Origin of the sequence: Microbulbifer sp. CNSA002, from assembly GCF_047324085.1 — a bacterium.
Taxonomy (GTDB): domain Bacteria; phylum Pseudomonadota; class Gammaproteobacteria; order Pseudomonadales; family Cellvibrionaceae; genus Microbulbifer.
The window spans coordinates 4382003-4397700 of the sequence record NZ_CP172449.1 but is presented as its reverse complement, the minus strand read 5'-3'; the positions used below and the strand labels follow the sequence as shown (position 1 = coordinate 4397700).

At 45.5% G+C, this 15698-nt stretch carries 15 protein-coding genes; 2 read left to right on the top strand and 13 right to left on the bottom strand.

All coding sequences use genetic code 11. From position 1 onward, the window contains the following. Positions 1–11: 11 nt before the first annotated feature. Complete coding sequence (locus ACG1BZ_RS19525; RefSeq protein WP_413663269.1) at positions 12–887, bottom strand: hypothetical protein; 876 nt, start codon at positions 885–887, stop codon at positions 12–14. 540 nt (positions 888–1427) lie between these two features. Then, a complete protein-coding gene (locus tag ACG1BZ_RS19520; RefSeq protein ID WP_413663268.1) occupies positions 1428–2303 on the bottom strand; it encodes a hypothetical protein in 876 nt (291 codons plus the stop codon). Between ACG1BZ_RS19520 and ACG1BZ_RS19515 the strand changes: the two genes are divergently transcribed. After that, positions 2302–2523, top strand: coding sequence for a hypothetical protein (locus ACG1BZ_RS19515; protein ID WP_413663267.1), 222 nt, complete (start codon positions 2302–2304; stop codon positions 2521–2523). The genes ACG1BZ_RS19520 and ACG1BZ_RS19515 overlap by 2 nt on opposite strands. Positions 2524–2750: 227 nt before the next feature. Here the strand turns inward: ACG1BZ_RS19515 and ACG1BZ_RS19510 are convergent, their stop codons facing one another. From ACG1BZ_RS19510 to ACG1BZ_RS19460, 11 genes are all read right to left on the bottom strand, one after another. Further along, entirely contained in the window at positions 2751–3632 is an 882-nt protein-coding gene (locus ACG1BZ_RS19510) for a hypothetical protein (RefSeq protein ID WP_413663266.1), read from the bottom strand. Between the two features lie 295 nt (positions 3633–3927). Beyond that, entirely contained in the window at positions 3928–4818 is an 891-nt protein-coding gene (locus tag ACG1BZ_RS19505) for a hypothetical protein (protein ID WP_413663265.1), read from the bottom strand. Positions 4819–5124: 306 nt separating this feature from the next. Next, complete coding sequence (locus ACG1BZ_RS19500; protein ID WP_413663264.1) at positions 5125–6009, bottom strand: hypothetical protein; 885 nt, start codon at positions 6007–6009, stop codon at positions 5125–5127. A 411-nt stretch (positions 6010–6420) separates the two neighbouring features. Further along, a complete protein-coding gene (locus ACG1BZ_RS19495; protein WP_413663263.1) occupies positions 6421–7302 on the bottom strand; it encodes a hypothetical protein in 882 nt (293 codons plus the stop codon). A gap of 244 nt (positions 7303–7546) precedes the next feature. Continuing rightward, on the bottom strand, positions 7547–8566 hold the full coding sequence (locus ACG1BZ_RS19490) for a hypothetical protein (RefSeq protein ID WP_413663262.1): 1020 nt from the start codon (positions 8564–8566) through the stop codon (positions 7547–7549). 449 nt (positions 8567–9015) lie between these two features. Continuing rightward, entirely contained in the window at positions 9016–10038 is a 1023-nt protein-coding gene (locus tag ACG1BZ_RS19485) for a hypothetical protein (protein ID WP_413663261.1), read from the bottom strand. Positions 10039–10505: 467 nt separating this feature from the next. Next, the gene (locus ACG1BZ_RS19480) at positions 10506–11048 is read right to left on the bottom strand and encodes a hypothetical protein (RefSeq protein WP_413663260.1); all 543 of its coding nucleotides are present in this window, start codon (positions 11046–11048) and stop codon (positions 10506–10508) included. A 59-nt stretch (positions 11049–11107) separates the two neighbouring features. Continuing rightward, positions 11108–11980: a CsgG/HfaB family protein gene (locus ACG1BZ_RS19475; protein WP_413663259.1), complete on the bottom strand. Its 873-nt coding sequence runs from the start codon at positions 11978–11980 to the stop codon at positions 11108–11110. A 32-nt stretch (positions 11981–12012) separates the two neighbouring features. Continuing rightward, complete coding sequence (locus ACG1BZ_RS19470) at positions 12013–12432, bottom strand: curli assembly protein CsgF (protein ID WP_413663258.1); 420 nt, start codon at positions 12430–12432, stop codon at positions 12013–12015. Continuing rightward, positions 12432–12860 (bottom strand): CsgE family curli-type amyloid fiber assembly protein, encoded by a 429-nt coding sequence (locus ACG1BZ_RS19465; RefSeq protein WP_413663257.1) that lies wholly within the window; start codon positions 12858–12860, stop codon positions 12432–12434. Before ACG1BZ_RS19465 ends, ACG1BZ_RS19470 begins: the two co-directional genes overlap by 1 nt. Then, entirely contained in the window at positions 12857–13288 is a 432-nt protein-coding gene (locus ACG1BZ_RS19460; RefSeq protein WP_413663256.1) for a response regulator transcription factor, read from the bottom strand. The genes ACG1BZ_RS19465 and ACG1BZ_RS19460 overlap by 4 nt, the downstream gene beginning before the upstream one ends. 870 nt (positions 13289–14158) lie before the next feature. Between ACG1BZ_RS19460 and ACG1BZ_RS19455 the strand changes: the two genes are divergently transcribed. Further along, positions 14159–15595, top strand: a complete 1437-nt coding sequence (locus ACG1BZ_RS19455; RefSeq protein WP_413663255.1) for a hypothetical protein — start codon at positions 14159–14161, stop codon at positions 15593–15595. Positions 15596–15698: the final 103 nt, after the last annotated feature.

Sequence of the window (15698 nt, the reverse complement as noted above, 5' to 3'; positions counted from 1 at the left end):
TGTTGCCAGCTCTACTGGGAAATGTAGCTCTGGTTAGCATGGCCAGATTGCATTACTGTAGCAGTTTCATATTGGCCGAACTGACTTACAAGACTGTTGTTATTGTGTCCGGATTGGCGTGCCATAGCCACATGCCCTTCACCAATCTGCCCCAGGTACACATCATTGTGGTGGCCTCTTTGTCTGGATGTTGCGTTATTGCCGAATCCAGCCTGAGAGATATCTGCCTCGTGATTGTGGCCCCGCTGGCGCATACGGGCATAGTGGCCTTCACCAATCTGGCGGATATCACCGTCGTTAGATTCTCCAGATTGGCGCATACCGGCATCGTGGCTGGCACCGGTTTGGAATGTGTCTCCATTGTTTAGCTCACCCCGCTGCCTTAATGCCGACTGGGAACCAAAGCTTAAAACCTGAGTGACAGTTGCGGTGTTGTGGCTGTCGTGCTGGGTAATCTCAGCCATATTACCTGCCCCTTCCAGCTGAAAGGTCAGGGCAAAGTGATTGCTGCCGGACTGCTGATGCATGGAATAGCTGCCGGTCTGCGAGACCTGAATAGTCTCTGAAACATTGTAGGTTCCCGACTGCAGGCTGAATGCCTCGTTCTCAAGTCCACCAGTTTGCAGTATTTCGGCTGTGTGGTGATCACCTTCCTGGTACTGGCTCGCATAGCTACTTTGTTCACCAGAATGAACTATATCTGCGCTGTTGTGGTCCCCATTCTGCTCCTGCATGGCTGAGTTGTGTGAGGTGTTTGGGCCTACCTGGGTGATAGTTCCGAGGTTGTGGCCTCCATCCTGATCTTGGGTGGCGGTGTTAAAGTCGGCATAAGCGGTTCCGCTTACAGCCAAAGTTAAGGCTATGGCGATTGGTGTCAAGGTTTTCATGAATGTCTCCATTACTGCAAACTTCAATGCGCATTACATGGTGGAATAGCAGCCAAAAAGGCTGAAGAATCTGGCAAGTGATCCAGTGCCAGGGGTTTTACAGCAGGTATACCTCACTGGAGGAAAAGGTATCTCTGTAAATAGGTAGGACAGCGCTGCTACATAGGCATGGTCGCCAGTGCAAGAGCAGAGGAAGAGAGTAGGGATGATGCATTTTGGTGGCTTCCCTGATACTGCTTAGGAGTCCAAAATTTTGTTCCGCCTTCATCAGTTTTGCTGAAATCGGAGTGAGTCGCTATAGGAAAGAAGTTGTAAATTCCTGAGAAGAAAGTTCTATTTTCTGATCTTGCCCCCCCTTTTCTTAGTATTGCTTTTAACTCTCTAATCCTGGAAGAGAGGAGAACTCATGTTGGGCAGAAATGCATAAAAAATCCGGAATCCTTGCTAGGAGTTCCGGATTTTTCTAGCTTAATCAGAAAGCAGAAGTGCTTAATTGACTAGCGCTGAGCTATTGGTTGCCCTTTTTAATTGCAGCCAGGGCTACTGCCAAACGTAACTTTGGTTAGCGTGGCCAGACTGCATTACCGTAGCAGTTTCATAGAGGCCGAACTGTCCCACCAGGCTATTGTTGTTGTGCCCTGATTGGCGTGCCGAAGCGGTGTGTCCGGAACCGATCTGTCCCAGGTACACATCATTGTGGTGGCCTCTCTGGCGGGCGCGTGCACTGTGGTCATACCCAGCCTGGGAAATATCCGCTTCCTGGTTGTGGCCACGCTGACGCATACGGGCGTAGTGATCACCACCTACCTGACGAATATCACCATCATTGGATTCACCGGACTGGCGCATGCTGGCATCGTGGCCAAAGCCGCTCTGGAAGGTGTCTGCGTTGTGCAGTTCTCCTCTCTGACGGATAACGGTTTCAGAACCAACGCTCAGAACCTGGGTGGCGGTTGCCGTGTTGTGGCTGTCCATCTGGCTAATCATCACCATGTTGCCAGCACCTGCAAATTGATAGGTGAGAGCGTAGTGGTTGTCGCCAGATTGCTGATGGGCGGAGTAGCTGCCCAGCTGTCCAATCTGGTAAGTCTCAGACACGTTGGTGCTGCCGGACTGGAAGCTGAATGACTCGTTGCCGGCACCACCGCTTTGCAGCAACTCCGCTGAATGGTGATCACCTTCCTGATACTGGTACCCATAGCTGCCGAGTTCAATGCTATGAGTGATCTCTGCATCATTGCTATGGCCATGCTGTTCCTGCATAGCGTTGTTATCCCAGGTCAGCGGCCCGGTCTGATCGATAGTGGCATTGTTGTGGCCGCCATTCTGGTCCTGAGTGGCAGTGTTGCCGCCCGCATAAGCGGTTCCACTGATGGCCAGGGTTAGGGCTACAGCGATAGGGGTCAAAGTCTTCATGAGTGTCTCCATTACTACAAACTTCAATGAGCATCACATGGTGAAATACCAGCCTAAATGGCTGAAAGGGGGTGGCACGTCATCCTGCGCCGAGGGTTTTACAGCAGGTGCACCTAGCCTGGGGGGTAGGTATCACTGTAAAGAGGGGGAGCAGCGTTGCCGCAAAGGCATTGCCGCCAGTCAAACCGGTAAGTGGGAGAGTAGGACTGATACATTTTGATGGCTTCCCTGATACTGCTTAGGAGTCCAAAATTTCGTTCCGTCCTCAATATTCTTGCTGGGAATTGAGGCAGTCGCTATAGGAGAGAAGTTGTAAATCCTTGAGAAGAAAGTTCTATTGCAGAGTTCTAATTTCACTTTTCTCTCTCTATAGCTTTTGCCTGTTGCTATGAATAGCGCAGGGATTTAAGTCGGATTTTTTGATTGGCAATTTTGCTACGAGCCTATTTACTGGGAAATATGGCTGCTGTTGGAAATGCCGATCTGTAGGGTGTTGCTGGATGCTCCCGCTCTCACCTGATTGGTTTGGACCTGGTTAAATAAGCCAATCTGGGTGCTACTGGCCATTTGATTCAGACCTAGTTGAGAAAATGAAACGTTATTTTCCAGCCCAATTTGGTTTGATTGGTTGGTATTGCCAATACCAGCTTGCAAAGAATTTGCTGAATTTAACAACCCTTCCTGTGAAGCTGACGATGAATTCCCCGTACCCAGCTGCTCCATTTCGGAAAAGTTAAGTGCGCCTGCCTGGGTAATTGAAGATTCATGAGCGATGCCGGTTTGCTCACTGACACCTAAATTAAGCAAACCCGCCTGTGAGATTGAGGCATTACCCGTAAAATTGAATACTTGTGCCACGGCGGCGACATTGGCTCTATCTGTCTGCTCAATGTTGACGCTGTTATTGGCTCCGGAAATCTGTACCGTGGTGGCAACCTGTCCCTGGCCATCCTGAGTATGCAGGGAGAAACCGTTTATTTGGTTAACTTGCCGGGTGAGCGATCTGCTATTAGAGCCAATCTGTACGCTCTGTCCCGCATTGTCGCTCCCTGTAGATTGGGAGACTCTGGAAAAATGATTGCGGCCAGTTTGAAATTGGGAAATTGTGCTGTTGATTTCTATGGATTGAATGCCGGTGGCGTCATTAAAAAAGCCAATTTGCTCTTGCAGGATTAAGTTGCCCTCATTAAGCGGAAACCTCTGGTTGGCAACGGCATTGTTGCCAATGCCAACCTGTATCTGCTCTACGGTTTGGTCATTCCCAGAAGCGGAATTGATGGAAAGAAATGAGATAAATGTAACTACCGGCGAGTAAATAACTTTTTTCACGAATACCTCCACGACTACATAACAAGGAGCATGAAAATTACGGCTTTGAAGTGCGGCGTCGGCAGGCAAACATAGGGAAATTACTACAGGAAATTAAATTCCAGACAGTAATTATTAAGAGCGCTAAAAGCGAATTGACCCAACTACCGCTATTTTCATTGTTGATGGCGGTATAGTAATTTTCTATAGGGCTTTATTCTCAATTTAAAGAGAAATAAGTATCAAGAAATGAATGCTTTTACTTCAGGGTTCCAGTCGGAATAAGTTGATCTTACTCCGACTGGTAATAACTCCGTTACTGTAAAACCACTGCCGTATTACCGGTACCGGTTTGGGTAATATTGGCGGATTGGGAGAAACCGTTTTGAATCACAGTTGCGTCATTCATACTGCCAGACTGATTAACGATCACCATATGGCCACCGCCTAATCCACCATTGCCGGCCTGCATAATATTGGCGGAATTTAAGTAGCCATCTTGAGTGACGTAGGCACTGTTATACCAGGACACTTGCACGATGGTGGCCATGTTGCCCTCGCCATCCTGATAGAGGTCTAATTCGTTGTACATATCAGATTGAGCGACATCTGCGCTGTTGGCGGCGCCGATCTGTTGGATACTGGCGTAGTGCCCGGTGCCTTCCTGGCTGATTATGGCCTCATGGCTTGAGCCTTGCTGGAATATCAACGCATCGGAATTAAAACTCGCGTATTGACCAATCAAGGCGCCATGCAACTCACCCATTTGTTCAATAACAGAGACATTGTCGCTGCCGAGGTGTTGTTGGATCTCTGCTTCGTTACCGGACCCCACCTGCCGTATTGTTGATTGCCCATGCTGTGTGGCTAATTGATAGCTACTGGCACGATTATTAGAGCCCGACTGGAATATTTCTACGCTATTTGCGATCCCATCCATTTGCAGGCTATAGGCGTCGTTGAGACTGCCTTCTTGTATTTGGATAATTGAGCTTTCAATTTCGTTTTGCTGTACGGCCTCTGCAATATGAGCAGAGCCGTCTTGACTGATCTCCAGGTGATTGTCGATAGCGCTTGGATCAGTTTGATCTGCTACAGCTGAGTTACTGGAGCCGCTTTGGGTGATTAATGTAGTATTTTCTGCAGCATAACCCAAGCTGGTGGCAGATATCGCCAATACCAGTGGAATTACGGTAATCTTCTGCACGGCTAACTCCTGTGTATTACCGTCTAGTGGTAAATCCGATCGTTAAAACTTTTGCCTGTGTTACCTGTGAAGTGAGTAACGTCAAAATGTGAGAAATCGTTTACATGGAAAACTGTAGACGAAGAATTTTGAAACCTCTGCTACGTAAGAAAATATTGATGCAGTATTTTTATCAGGTAAGGAAAGAATGCCATTCTTTGGGTAGCTTTCTGAGTTACTCATAAATTAAAGCTGGCATTGAAAAATGCATTCTTTCCTCTATCTATATTGAAAATATAATAACTTTCAGCCGGAACGAATATGCCGCTACTGCATGATAAATCCTTGGTTTAACACGCCATTCTGAGTGCCAATAGCCGTTTGATTGTCGACGCTTTGGGTAATAGTGTGAAGGTTAGTTGTGCCGATCTGGGTGCTACTTGCAGTTTGCATTGCTCCAGTTTGATCCACGATGGACATATTGCCAATACCATCTTGTAGCGTAGAAACCAACAAAATATCTCCCGTCTGGGTCTGGGTACTAATGTTACCATCTCCTATCTGGGTACTTGTTGCTACCAGGATGTCACCCGTTTGAATAGAAAAGTAAGTATTCAGATTGCCCGTTTGCGAGGAGGTCAACAGATTATCAAACCCTGTTTGTTCGGCATCTGCGCTATTTTGATCACCCGTTTGAGACACATTTAGGCTGTTAAACGTGGTGGTAGTTTGAGTCACTAACATCTGGTTATCAAAGCCAGACTGATTGAGGTTGACTGTATCGAAACTACTGTCCGTTTGGGAAAAAATGATGTCATTTGCATTGTCGAACTGAGAAATGTCAACAAGGCTGGAAGATGTGCTGTCTTGTAAAGTAGAGGCGAAATTCCCAGCGCCCTCCTGATAGATATTTACCTCTGCATCATCTGAGAAATTAGTTTGGGTCGAGTCAGCTTCATTCCCCAGCGTTACCTGTTCATGTCTGATGATACTCAAGTTGGTTGAAGTGTCTTGCAGGCTATTGCTAACCTGTGCTTCATCTGCCTGAATAACCTCAATAAGGTTGTTGGTTGCTGTTGGGTCTACTTGGTTTGCAGTCACCTGGTGATTGTTACCCGTTTGTTCCACGGTAGTTGTATTTCCATCCGCATAAGCAATTGACCCGACAAGGCATAGACTGATGCCCATGGAAATTGGTGTATGGATTCTCATCGATATCTCCGATTGAAGGTAAGGTGGATTTTTCTTATCCCCATGATTTCAGTTACGGTGAAGCATCAAGCCTAGGAAGGACAAAAGACTCCATAGATAGGGCGTGGCATTTATTGCGCAAGGAATTTGGCACACCTTGTTTTATTGCTATCCCTAATAGGTATTATCACTGGAGTACCTGACAATACCCTGATGCTGGTATGAGTTTTATCGTAAGCCTTAAATATTGCTATGGGAAGTTAGTGCCTAAAAAATAGGAAAAACTTCTTTGTTGTTGTTTTTTGCGTTACCTGGATGTGCCTGTAAAGGGATACGATAAACGGATTTAAGCGAAAGGTTTGTAGAGCTATAGTGAGGTTTAGATTGGGCTACCTGTTAGAGTAGCCCGTTAATAAACAATTAAACGTGATGTTATTGAAAAATAAACCCCATATTATTGCTGCCATTTTGAGTGGCATTGGCTGTTTGGCTGATGCCATTCTGTCCGGTCTGGTGTGAGTTGTTTGTTCCTATTTGCAAGGTGGTTGCCAAGTTATTACTGCCGCCTTGGTTCATATTAATCATATTCATAGAACCTATTTGCGTCGATGACCCAGTTGCAAATGTCCCGAATTGTCCATGAAAAGAAGTGTTGTTATCACCATCCTGCATGATGGTGATTGAGCCCTGCTGACTACTTTGTACAGCACTGATTGTATTGGAGGTACCAATCTGAGTGGCATCAATCAAGTGGGCCAGGCCTGTCTGCGTATATCCAGCACCATTTGAATCTCCAGATTGTGAAGATATGGTGGTACTTGAGTCGCTATTTGCTTGGGTAACTGTAGCTAGGTTCTGAGTGCCAAATTGCTCAAAGTCGGCATTGTCAGAAACACTATTAACCTGGCTGATGGTGGCAGATTGAAGGGTTCCGAATTGCTCAACACTACCGCTGCTGGTTGTTGTATTAGTCTGGCTTGTAGTTACGCTGTGACTAACGCCGTCTTGGTAGACCATCGCTGTTGTATTAGTAGCTGCCGTTTGAGTTGAAAAAATGGAGTTGCTGTCTCCGAGTTGTTCCTGATCAATTCCATTAGAGGTGCTGTTTGTTATCTGCGTAGCATTAGCAGTATTTAGATTCCCGGTCTGAATTTGAGTAACTAAATTTCCAATAGCAGTAGGATCACCCTGATCCACAGTGGCGCTATTGGTTAATCCGCTTTGTAAAACTGTAGCGGTATTATTGGATGCGATAGCATTGTAGCTTGGGATACACAGTAAGAGTCCAATGGCTAACGTTTGGTAGCGTATCATTTTATCTCCGTAGAATTTTAATTTTGAATATAAAAGATCTTGAACAGCTTGAATGAAACGAAGAAGCTGATTATCTGGTAGATATAGTGATTTTTACTTCTTAAACACTATATATGCAGAACTATTGTAGAGTGTTCACTTATGGTGGCTATGAGAACTTAGTATGGATAAATTGAGATTAAAGTTTGTGAGATAATTTTTTCGTTGAAAAAAGGCCGACTTTAACAGTCGGCCTTTAGCTTGATTACTGAATAATTACTGCCACATTGCCATCGCCCACTTGGGCGGGTGCGGCTGCGTTGAAGTCACCTACTTGGGTCACAGTTATGGAGTTGAAGTTGCCAACTTGCGATGATGTAGCGCTATTGAAATCACCAGGTTGTGTCACGGTCAGGTTATTGAAAGTACCATCCTGAGCCGCCTGGGAGAAGTTATCGAAACCACTTTGGGTAACGACAGCAACATTAGTGAGTCCCACTTGTTCTGTGTATGCCCAGTGGTCACCGCCACTTTGGTTGTGGACTAAAGTCTGGGTAGTACCGTCTTGCAAGCCCTCACTGTAGTTTCCGTCATCAGTCTGGCTAAAAAACAAGGTGTTGAAAGAGCCATCCTGGAAGGAGAAAGTTGAGCTGTTGCTCGCAGATATTTGCTGGTGAGCGACAGTGTTAGTATCACCGGCTTGGATCATATTCATGGTGTTCTGCGTGCTATTACTTTGCGTTGCAGAAGCGGTGCCATTGGTGCCGGTTTGAGTAATAATTGCGCTATTCAATGAGGTCAGGGTTTGAATGGCGACTGCCACATTACCGTCACCGGATTGATTAACTACGGCGGTGTCATTTGCGCTGGTAGTCTGGGCAATAGTTGCATCTTGCGGGCCACCGCTTTGATTTATCACGGCAACACTGGTATCTACAAAGCTCTGAGTAGTCGATGCAAACTGGCCATCATTTATCTGGGTGATAGTAGCCACTGGCACATTGGAATCGTTTTGGAATGATTCCGCGTAATTCATATCTCCTACTTGAGTTTGAGTAATTACGCCTGAATCGTTATTGCTGGATTGCTCAGCATAAACTTCATTCGTATCACCAGTTTGAGTCTGGGTGATAACATTGTTGGTTACCGTTGGATCACTCTGATCAGCGGTTGCCATGTTACCAGTACCGTTCTGATTGAGAATGGCGGTATTGTTCGTGGCGAGGGCTCCGGTGCTGGCGATCGCCAGAAGAACACTGGCGGCAATAGGTGTGTACTTGGTCATCTGTAACTCCATATAGATGTCAAATATCGCTGTACAGCTTTTACAAACAAAAGGAAAACAGCATCATTTGATATTGGAAGAGTCTCATCCTCAGGCATATTACAACTGTGTCTGAAGTATGTGAGGAAACTGGGATGAACCCGACTGCTTAATATCCTTCACATTCCTTGTGAAAACCTAGCAATATCATTTAAACAGCAGCTTGATGCTGATTAGAGTTTTGTCGTCTTCTGGGGTTACAGCCATAGGACGGAAGTGCCGAAACCTTAGGAATAAAGTTCTTTTTTGAACTAGCTATGGCAAATAATGTCAGCTGATTTGGAGGGTGGCATTAAATACATGAAATGGTTGTTTCATGAGAATTTAGGGCTAGTAATAATAATTGAAGCTTGCACTTAGCCCACCAAGTTGAAAATAGGCCGGCATTTTAAGCCGGCCTATTCCCATGATTATTGAATAATAATTGCCATGTTGAAATCACCTACTTGGGTAGGTGTAGCCATGTTGGTATCGGTTGCCTGGGTCACGTTGATAGTATTGTTATTACCTGTTTGCGAGGCAACAGTAGTATTGAAACTACCTGGCTGGGCAACGGTTAAGACATTGAACGTACCATCCTGGTAGCCTTCAGAATAGTTATCTAAGCCAGTTTGGGTGATCACACCAGTGTTGGTAGTGCCCACTTGCTCAGTATAAGCCCAGTGATCATCTCCAAATTGAGTGTGGGTTAAGTTCTGAGTAGTACCATTTTGGAAGCCCTCACTGTAGTTCCCATCACCTGCTGTCTGTGATGTAGTGAATGTGTTGGAAGTGCCATCCTGGAAGGAAACAGAAGTACTGTTGGTGGCCATAGTTTGAATGTGTACTACAGAGTTTGTGGTACCTGCCTGGATAGCGTTAACAGTGCTCGAGGTACTGGAAGTTTGAGTAGAAGTTGCAGTATTGGTGGTTCCTGTTTGGGTTAAGATTGCGGTGTTAAATGAACCGTTAGTTTGGATAACATTACCTACATTACCGTCGCCGGACTGAGTCACTACAGCATTATCATTTGTACTGGAAGCTTGGGTTACTGCTGCTACTTGCGGATTACCACTTTGGGTGACAGTAGCAACGCTGGTATCTACAAAACTTTGTGTAGTTGTTGCAAAGTGACCGTCGTTGATTTGGGTGATAGTAACAATCGCAGTGCTGGAATCATTCTGGAAGGACTCTGCGTCATTCATATCCCCGACTTGAGTCTGGGTAATTACACCGGAATCATTAAAACTGGTTTGCTCTGCATAAACTACGTTGTTGTCACCGGTTTGGGTTTGTGTGATCAGGTTGTTGGATACAGTGGCATCACTCTGATCAGCCGTGGCCATGTTGCCAGTGCCATTTTGGTTGAGAATGGCAGTGTTGTTGGTAGCTAAGGCTCCGGTACTGGCGATCGCCAGAAGAACACTGGCGGCAATAGGTGTGTACTTAGTCATCAGTAACTCCATAGGGATGTCAAATATAGCTGTACAGCTTTTTACAAATAAAAAGAATTCAGCACCATTAGATATTGGGAGTGTTTTGTCTCAGGACACGATACGGCTGTGCCAGGCGTATGTGAGTTATCTGGAGTGAAACCGACTGCTTCTAACCTTCACATTCCTAGTGAAACATCTAGCAATATCATTTTTAACAGCAGCTTGATGCTGAATAGAGTTTTGTCGTCTTTGGGTGTTGTGGCTATAGGGCAGAAGTCTCGAAACTTTAGGAAGAAAGTTCTTTTTTTAGGTGGGATGATAAAGCTTGTCAGAAAATTCTTTTATACGGCGCGAGGTGCAAATATTCACATTTCTGATGAACTTACTAAGTTGCTGTAATAATTATTGTCACTTAATAAGCTTACATGAATTGAAATAAAGAAGTCTAATCAGATGAAGGAAGATCAGAGAAGTATTATTAGTTGTTAGTCATATTGGCTAATATACGTTGTTGTAGCGGTTCCGGTAACAGTGACCGAGGTGTGAAGGCCATTCCCACTTTGGTAAATATTGACGTTATGAAAACTGCCAATCTCTTCCACATGGGCACTATTTTGTATTCCAAATTGGGATATGCCCGCAGTATTGCCAACTCCATACTGGTCGATATCTATAAAATTCTCAAAACCTATTTGTATCAATATTGAATAGTTGTAATCCCCAGCCTGGCTCGATGTGACAATATTGTCCTCACCAGATTGGGTGACCGACAAACTGTTTCTATTGCCGTCCTGGTGAGCAGAAGTGTAGTTGTTACTGCCTGATTGGCGGGTACGTACGTTATTGTTTCCACCTTCCTGGTTGATTACGGTTAAATTTGTGATGGAGTAAAGATTGGCTGCGCTTAATTCGCTCGCAACAGCCAATTCACTGCTGGAATCCAAGTCTGAGCAATGACCTAAACCCGGAAGATTAACAACAGCCATTGCTAGGGTGGCAGAAAAAATAGTTCTGAATTTATGGTACATCTTTTCAAGTATCCCAATTTTAAGCCGGGCTTAAAAATATAATTTGTCAGTCATTGATTCTACATAATGACAGTGCTGTCATTGAGGTAGTACTGCAATATCGGATTTTCGATCTCATCCGGATTGGCAAGTGCCCAGGAATTGTGCACGATGCCTTCACTGATCAAATGAATCACAGCGGATTCCATCGCTGAAAGCATAGCAAGCTGTGCGGGTTCGTTATAAGTAGTACCAGCTTCCAATTCCAACAGGCGCCGATATTTTACGTAGCGAAATACATCGGCACTGATTGCCTTGGAGTAGACGGTTTTAGATGTCAATACAGAGTGCAGTACCCGCCCGGAACGAATATCTATGGCCCGCAAGTTCACAGTTACCTGATCCACGCGATACTGCTCGTCTGCGCCAATACCAAAATAGCGAGCACCTGCGCCACCGGTTTGAATGTTTTGGTCGTAGGCAACAATGCCGCCTTCCAATAGGACATTCGCAGCTACGAGTGTGGGAAGTGGCACGCTGTTATTGACGGGAATGTCCGGCTTGGTTAATCCTGCACGGATAATCTTCCGCTCTGTCAGCAGATTTTGCAGCCCTTCACGTTCCAACGGGATAAACCAGCCGGACTCATTGAGTACGTCCATGAGCATGGCCGCGCCACCTTGGGTGACTGCGGTAGAGAAACTGCTGTTTGGTGCGGGCTTATACTGGCCGGTCTGATCGCGGAAACCGTATACCGCCACCAATATTTTACCCTTCGGTTGCGGAAGGTTGATCAGGTCCCGATAGGTGTTTTTCCTCGGGGTGAGCATTGCATCTGTGATGCCCGGACCAAAAAGTGCATCGCCCACATCTTTGACGGCGGAACAACTACTTAGCGTCATTAATGTCGCTACGATGGGCAAAGCTATCACTTTTTTTATTGCATTACGCATTGCCAAAGAATCCTTTGAAATTTAAACGTTCGTTAGTTTGTCGGGTTTAGCCCGCTTACAACGATTTCGCTTTTATCTCCGGTACTGCGGTCGGTGATAAGTACTGTTAGGACACCATCGTTATCAACGATTTGTACGATAAAGTCGTCTGTAATCAGTTCTCCACTATTACCATCACCAACATCGGTTAGAAGTTGGTTTAGCAGGCGGGTTTCCAGCGAGTCGCTGAACCTATCCAGAGCACTGGGTTGTTCATAGAGGCTGTCTGGTTTATCCGGATCTTCGTGAGTATCTTGTGACTGCGCATTTTGCAGAAGGTAAGTACCATTGAGTGGGTTGCCACCAAAATTGGGGTTTACCGGTTCATAGATTAATTCGGTGGCCGAGACGTGATGATATGAGAACGCCGCCAGAGAAAAAAAAGCGGTACCCAGTAATGATTTGATCTTCATTAGAATTCATCCTTACCCAAATCAAAGGTGTCTGTGAGTGAGCTGCGAACACGCGCTTGCAGTACTTCCTGGTGAATATATTGCGCGGCCTCATCGGCCAAGCGATGAATATTATTGGTGCTTGGACTGATAAAACGCCTGAAAACAATTTTGTCGTTATAGGTAACCCAAATGAGATTTCCCCAGCGTGCTGAGGGTCTTTCGTAAATAGTTAAGTTGTAAGTGGCATCTGGATAATTAAGGTTTCTGTATTCGCTCATGTAGCGGGCAAAATCGTGCCCGGTACGGGTTATTGTTCGATCAATATTGAATCCACTGATTTCGTCTTCGAGTTTTCCAGAATCGGTATCTGCTGGAGGGACCTCTGTGTCATCCTGGCCAAAGGCCAGGGATGCACACAGTGTCAACATCAACAGGGTTAGTCTCATATCCTCTCTTCCTGGAGATTGAGCTTGGCCCAATTACTGGCCTGCAGCCGGTTTTTAACTCCAATTTTTCGGAAAATGTTATACATGTGATTTTTCACAGTGTGTTCGCTAAGGTGCAATTTTGTTGCGATCACACTGTTGGGTTCACCGGTAGTGAGTTGTCCGAGTATTTCCTGTTCCCTGCGGGTAAGAGGGAGGGAGCTTTGTGGGCTGATATGTTGTCGCCCCTCGGCACTGTGAATCGCGGTATCCAATTTGTGAATAAGGTTTTCCTGACTGGTATTGCTATCACAAAGTAGGTGAAAACCTTTCTGGCGTAACTTTTCCGATATATGAATGGGTAGGTTGGCTGGGAGATTAATCAGTAAAGCTTTTGCATGACTAATCTTCTTTAGATCTGAAAGAAACTGCTTTGAGTCAGAACTCACACCAATTTGCCAGCAATCTATCACGATAGCCTGATAATGCTGCAGGCAGTTTTTTTGTTTTCCAATGCTAGATTTTTCCCAGGGTATGGGAATAGCTTGTGAAAACAGTGAAAATAATAGATCGCCTTGAAGGCCGGAGTTGCTAAAAAAAAGAACCGGCATATACCTCGTACCTCTCCTTGATACAGATAGATCTCTCTAAAAATAAGAGTTTGACCTTCCATCGACTCCTGTCGTTTAGGTTCCCAAAATTACCCCACGTTATCTGCCATGACGACGTGGGAGTCAGCGTAAAATTCTTTCTGCCGTGTTAGGGAAAAACACTCACTCAATGAGAATTTAGTTTGGAGTGTAGACGTAGGAGGGGTAAGGCTTAGGAAAAAATGTGCCTTATTTATGGGGTTTGAATATTTTTGCTTTGGTTTGGCTGTGGTTTTTAAGTTTGGAAATGTATTGTTTTTCTCAGTCAAAGTTTTGAAAGGTATGCGTGCAATTTATTTTTTTGGCATTTTGTGTCTCGCATATGGTGCTGTTTTTTTTCTTTGGCAACTATTGTGCTTTATTGTTGATTTTCTCTACTCGATGTAGACGTTTATTTTTTTAACTTCTAATGGGATAAACTTAAATTGATGTAAAAGAACAACTGTTTTCAGATAACTTTATTGATGTCACCTGTATGGTTCCGTATTGTTGGGTCGCCTTAACGGCCCTGCGTCTATATCAGCTTTCCCTGTGTTTCCCATATTAGGGCCTGATCCCAATGGCAAAGCTGTCGTCATACTCCTGTACAAATTGTGAACTTTTGGGCGAATGTGCTGTCCGCAGCTGTTAGGATAGAGGCCAATTGGGCTGATAATGAAGGGGGGAGAGATGAGTCAACTAATGCAAAGTTTACCACTTTGGCTTTGGGGTATCCTGGGATTGATTGTTTTGTTCCTGGCCCGTGAGCCTGTGCATCGCGCCGTATATGCTATAGCGCGTCTGGGCCATCGGGCGTTGCGCTTTGTGGCGAGTAATATTGATTCCGCAGAACAAAGACTGGTAGAGCGCAATCGAGAAGTACTTTTTGCCGAAGGCAGGGACACGGCAGAGCGCCAGATTGAAAGAGAATTTGAACGTATTGATCAAACCGTACAGCGGGATTTGGCACTGTATCCAACCTTACATAGAAAGCTCTGTGAACAACTCAGCAGCTTGGATGAAGACTATGTACGCAGTGCTGAAATAGCACCGGAACCGTCAAACTGGGCCAGGGCTATTCGAGCTGTCTCGGAAATACCCGGTAAAGAGGACCCAGTGGTAGCTGATGTTCTCGATACTATTAATCAGTCTATGCGTAAGGCCGAGTCCAAAGCTCTGGAGTCCTATCGTGAGTCCACGCGGGAGAGGCATCAATTACTAAAACGTATGCTGCCCAGTTGGCGTGCAATGCTTTCGACATTGGGACGTATTAACAAAAATGTAGAATCGGTTATTCGGCGGGCCAAAGCGCTGGATGGCCATATGGAGCGCTATGAAGAGATTTTGCAGGAGACGGATAAAAGTCTTCACTTACTGTCTTCATCTTCTTTCGGCCGCTTTCTGACAGCTTCTTTGGTGTTAGTGGTTGCTTTGGCTGGCGCTATGGTGAATTTTCAGTTACTGGCACAGCCTATGGCGGCAGTACTGGGCGCTGAAGCTTCACTTGGCAGTTATAGTCTCGCCAGTATTTCAGCCGCAGTGGTTATCTTTTTGCAGATCACTGTCGGGTTGTTGATTATGGAATGCTTGCAGGTTACTCGAATGTTTCCTGCGGTAGGTTCCCTCGGTGAGAGTACGCGCAGGTTATTGCTGGGAGTGGCTTTGGCACTCTTATTGGTTTTGGCTGTAGTCGGTGGAAACCTGGCTTTCTCACGTGAGTTGATTCTGCAACAGCAGTTATTAGGTTCTGAGCAGCTTTGGCCAATTCCTCTGGCACAGATGGGACTTGGGTTTGTGCTTCCCTTGATTCTGGCTTTTCTGGCAATTCCTTTGGAGCAGTTTATCCGTTCAGCGCGAACGGTGATTGGTATTGGGGTGGGCTTATCCCTGCGGGGAATGACCTTAATACTGCGGTTTTTGGCGATGGCTTCACTGCACTTAGGTGTTTTGGTTAATCGTTTTTACGACATCGTTATTTTTGCTCCCCTCTGGTTACAGGCTTTATATGTGCGTCAGAAACAGGGAACTGAAAGTGAGGATAAAGAACCGGCGGGGAAAGAAGAATCCAAAAAGAGTGCCGTGCTTGCTGACACTGATTCTGTTGCCAAATTAGCGGAAGAGGCGTGATCGAAGCTAACACTATCCAGCTTGAAAACTGACAAAATAATAAGTGTGGTGAAGCATGTTTTGGTTGTCGTTCTTTTTAATTGCCCTAGTCGTCCTATTCCTT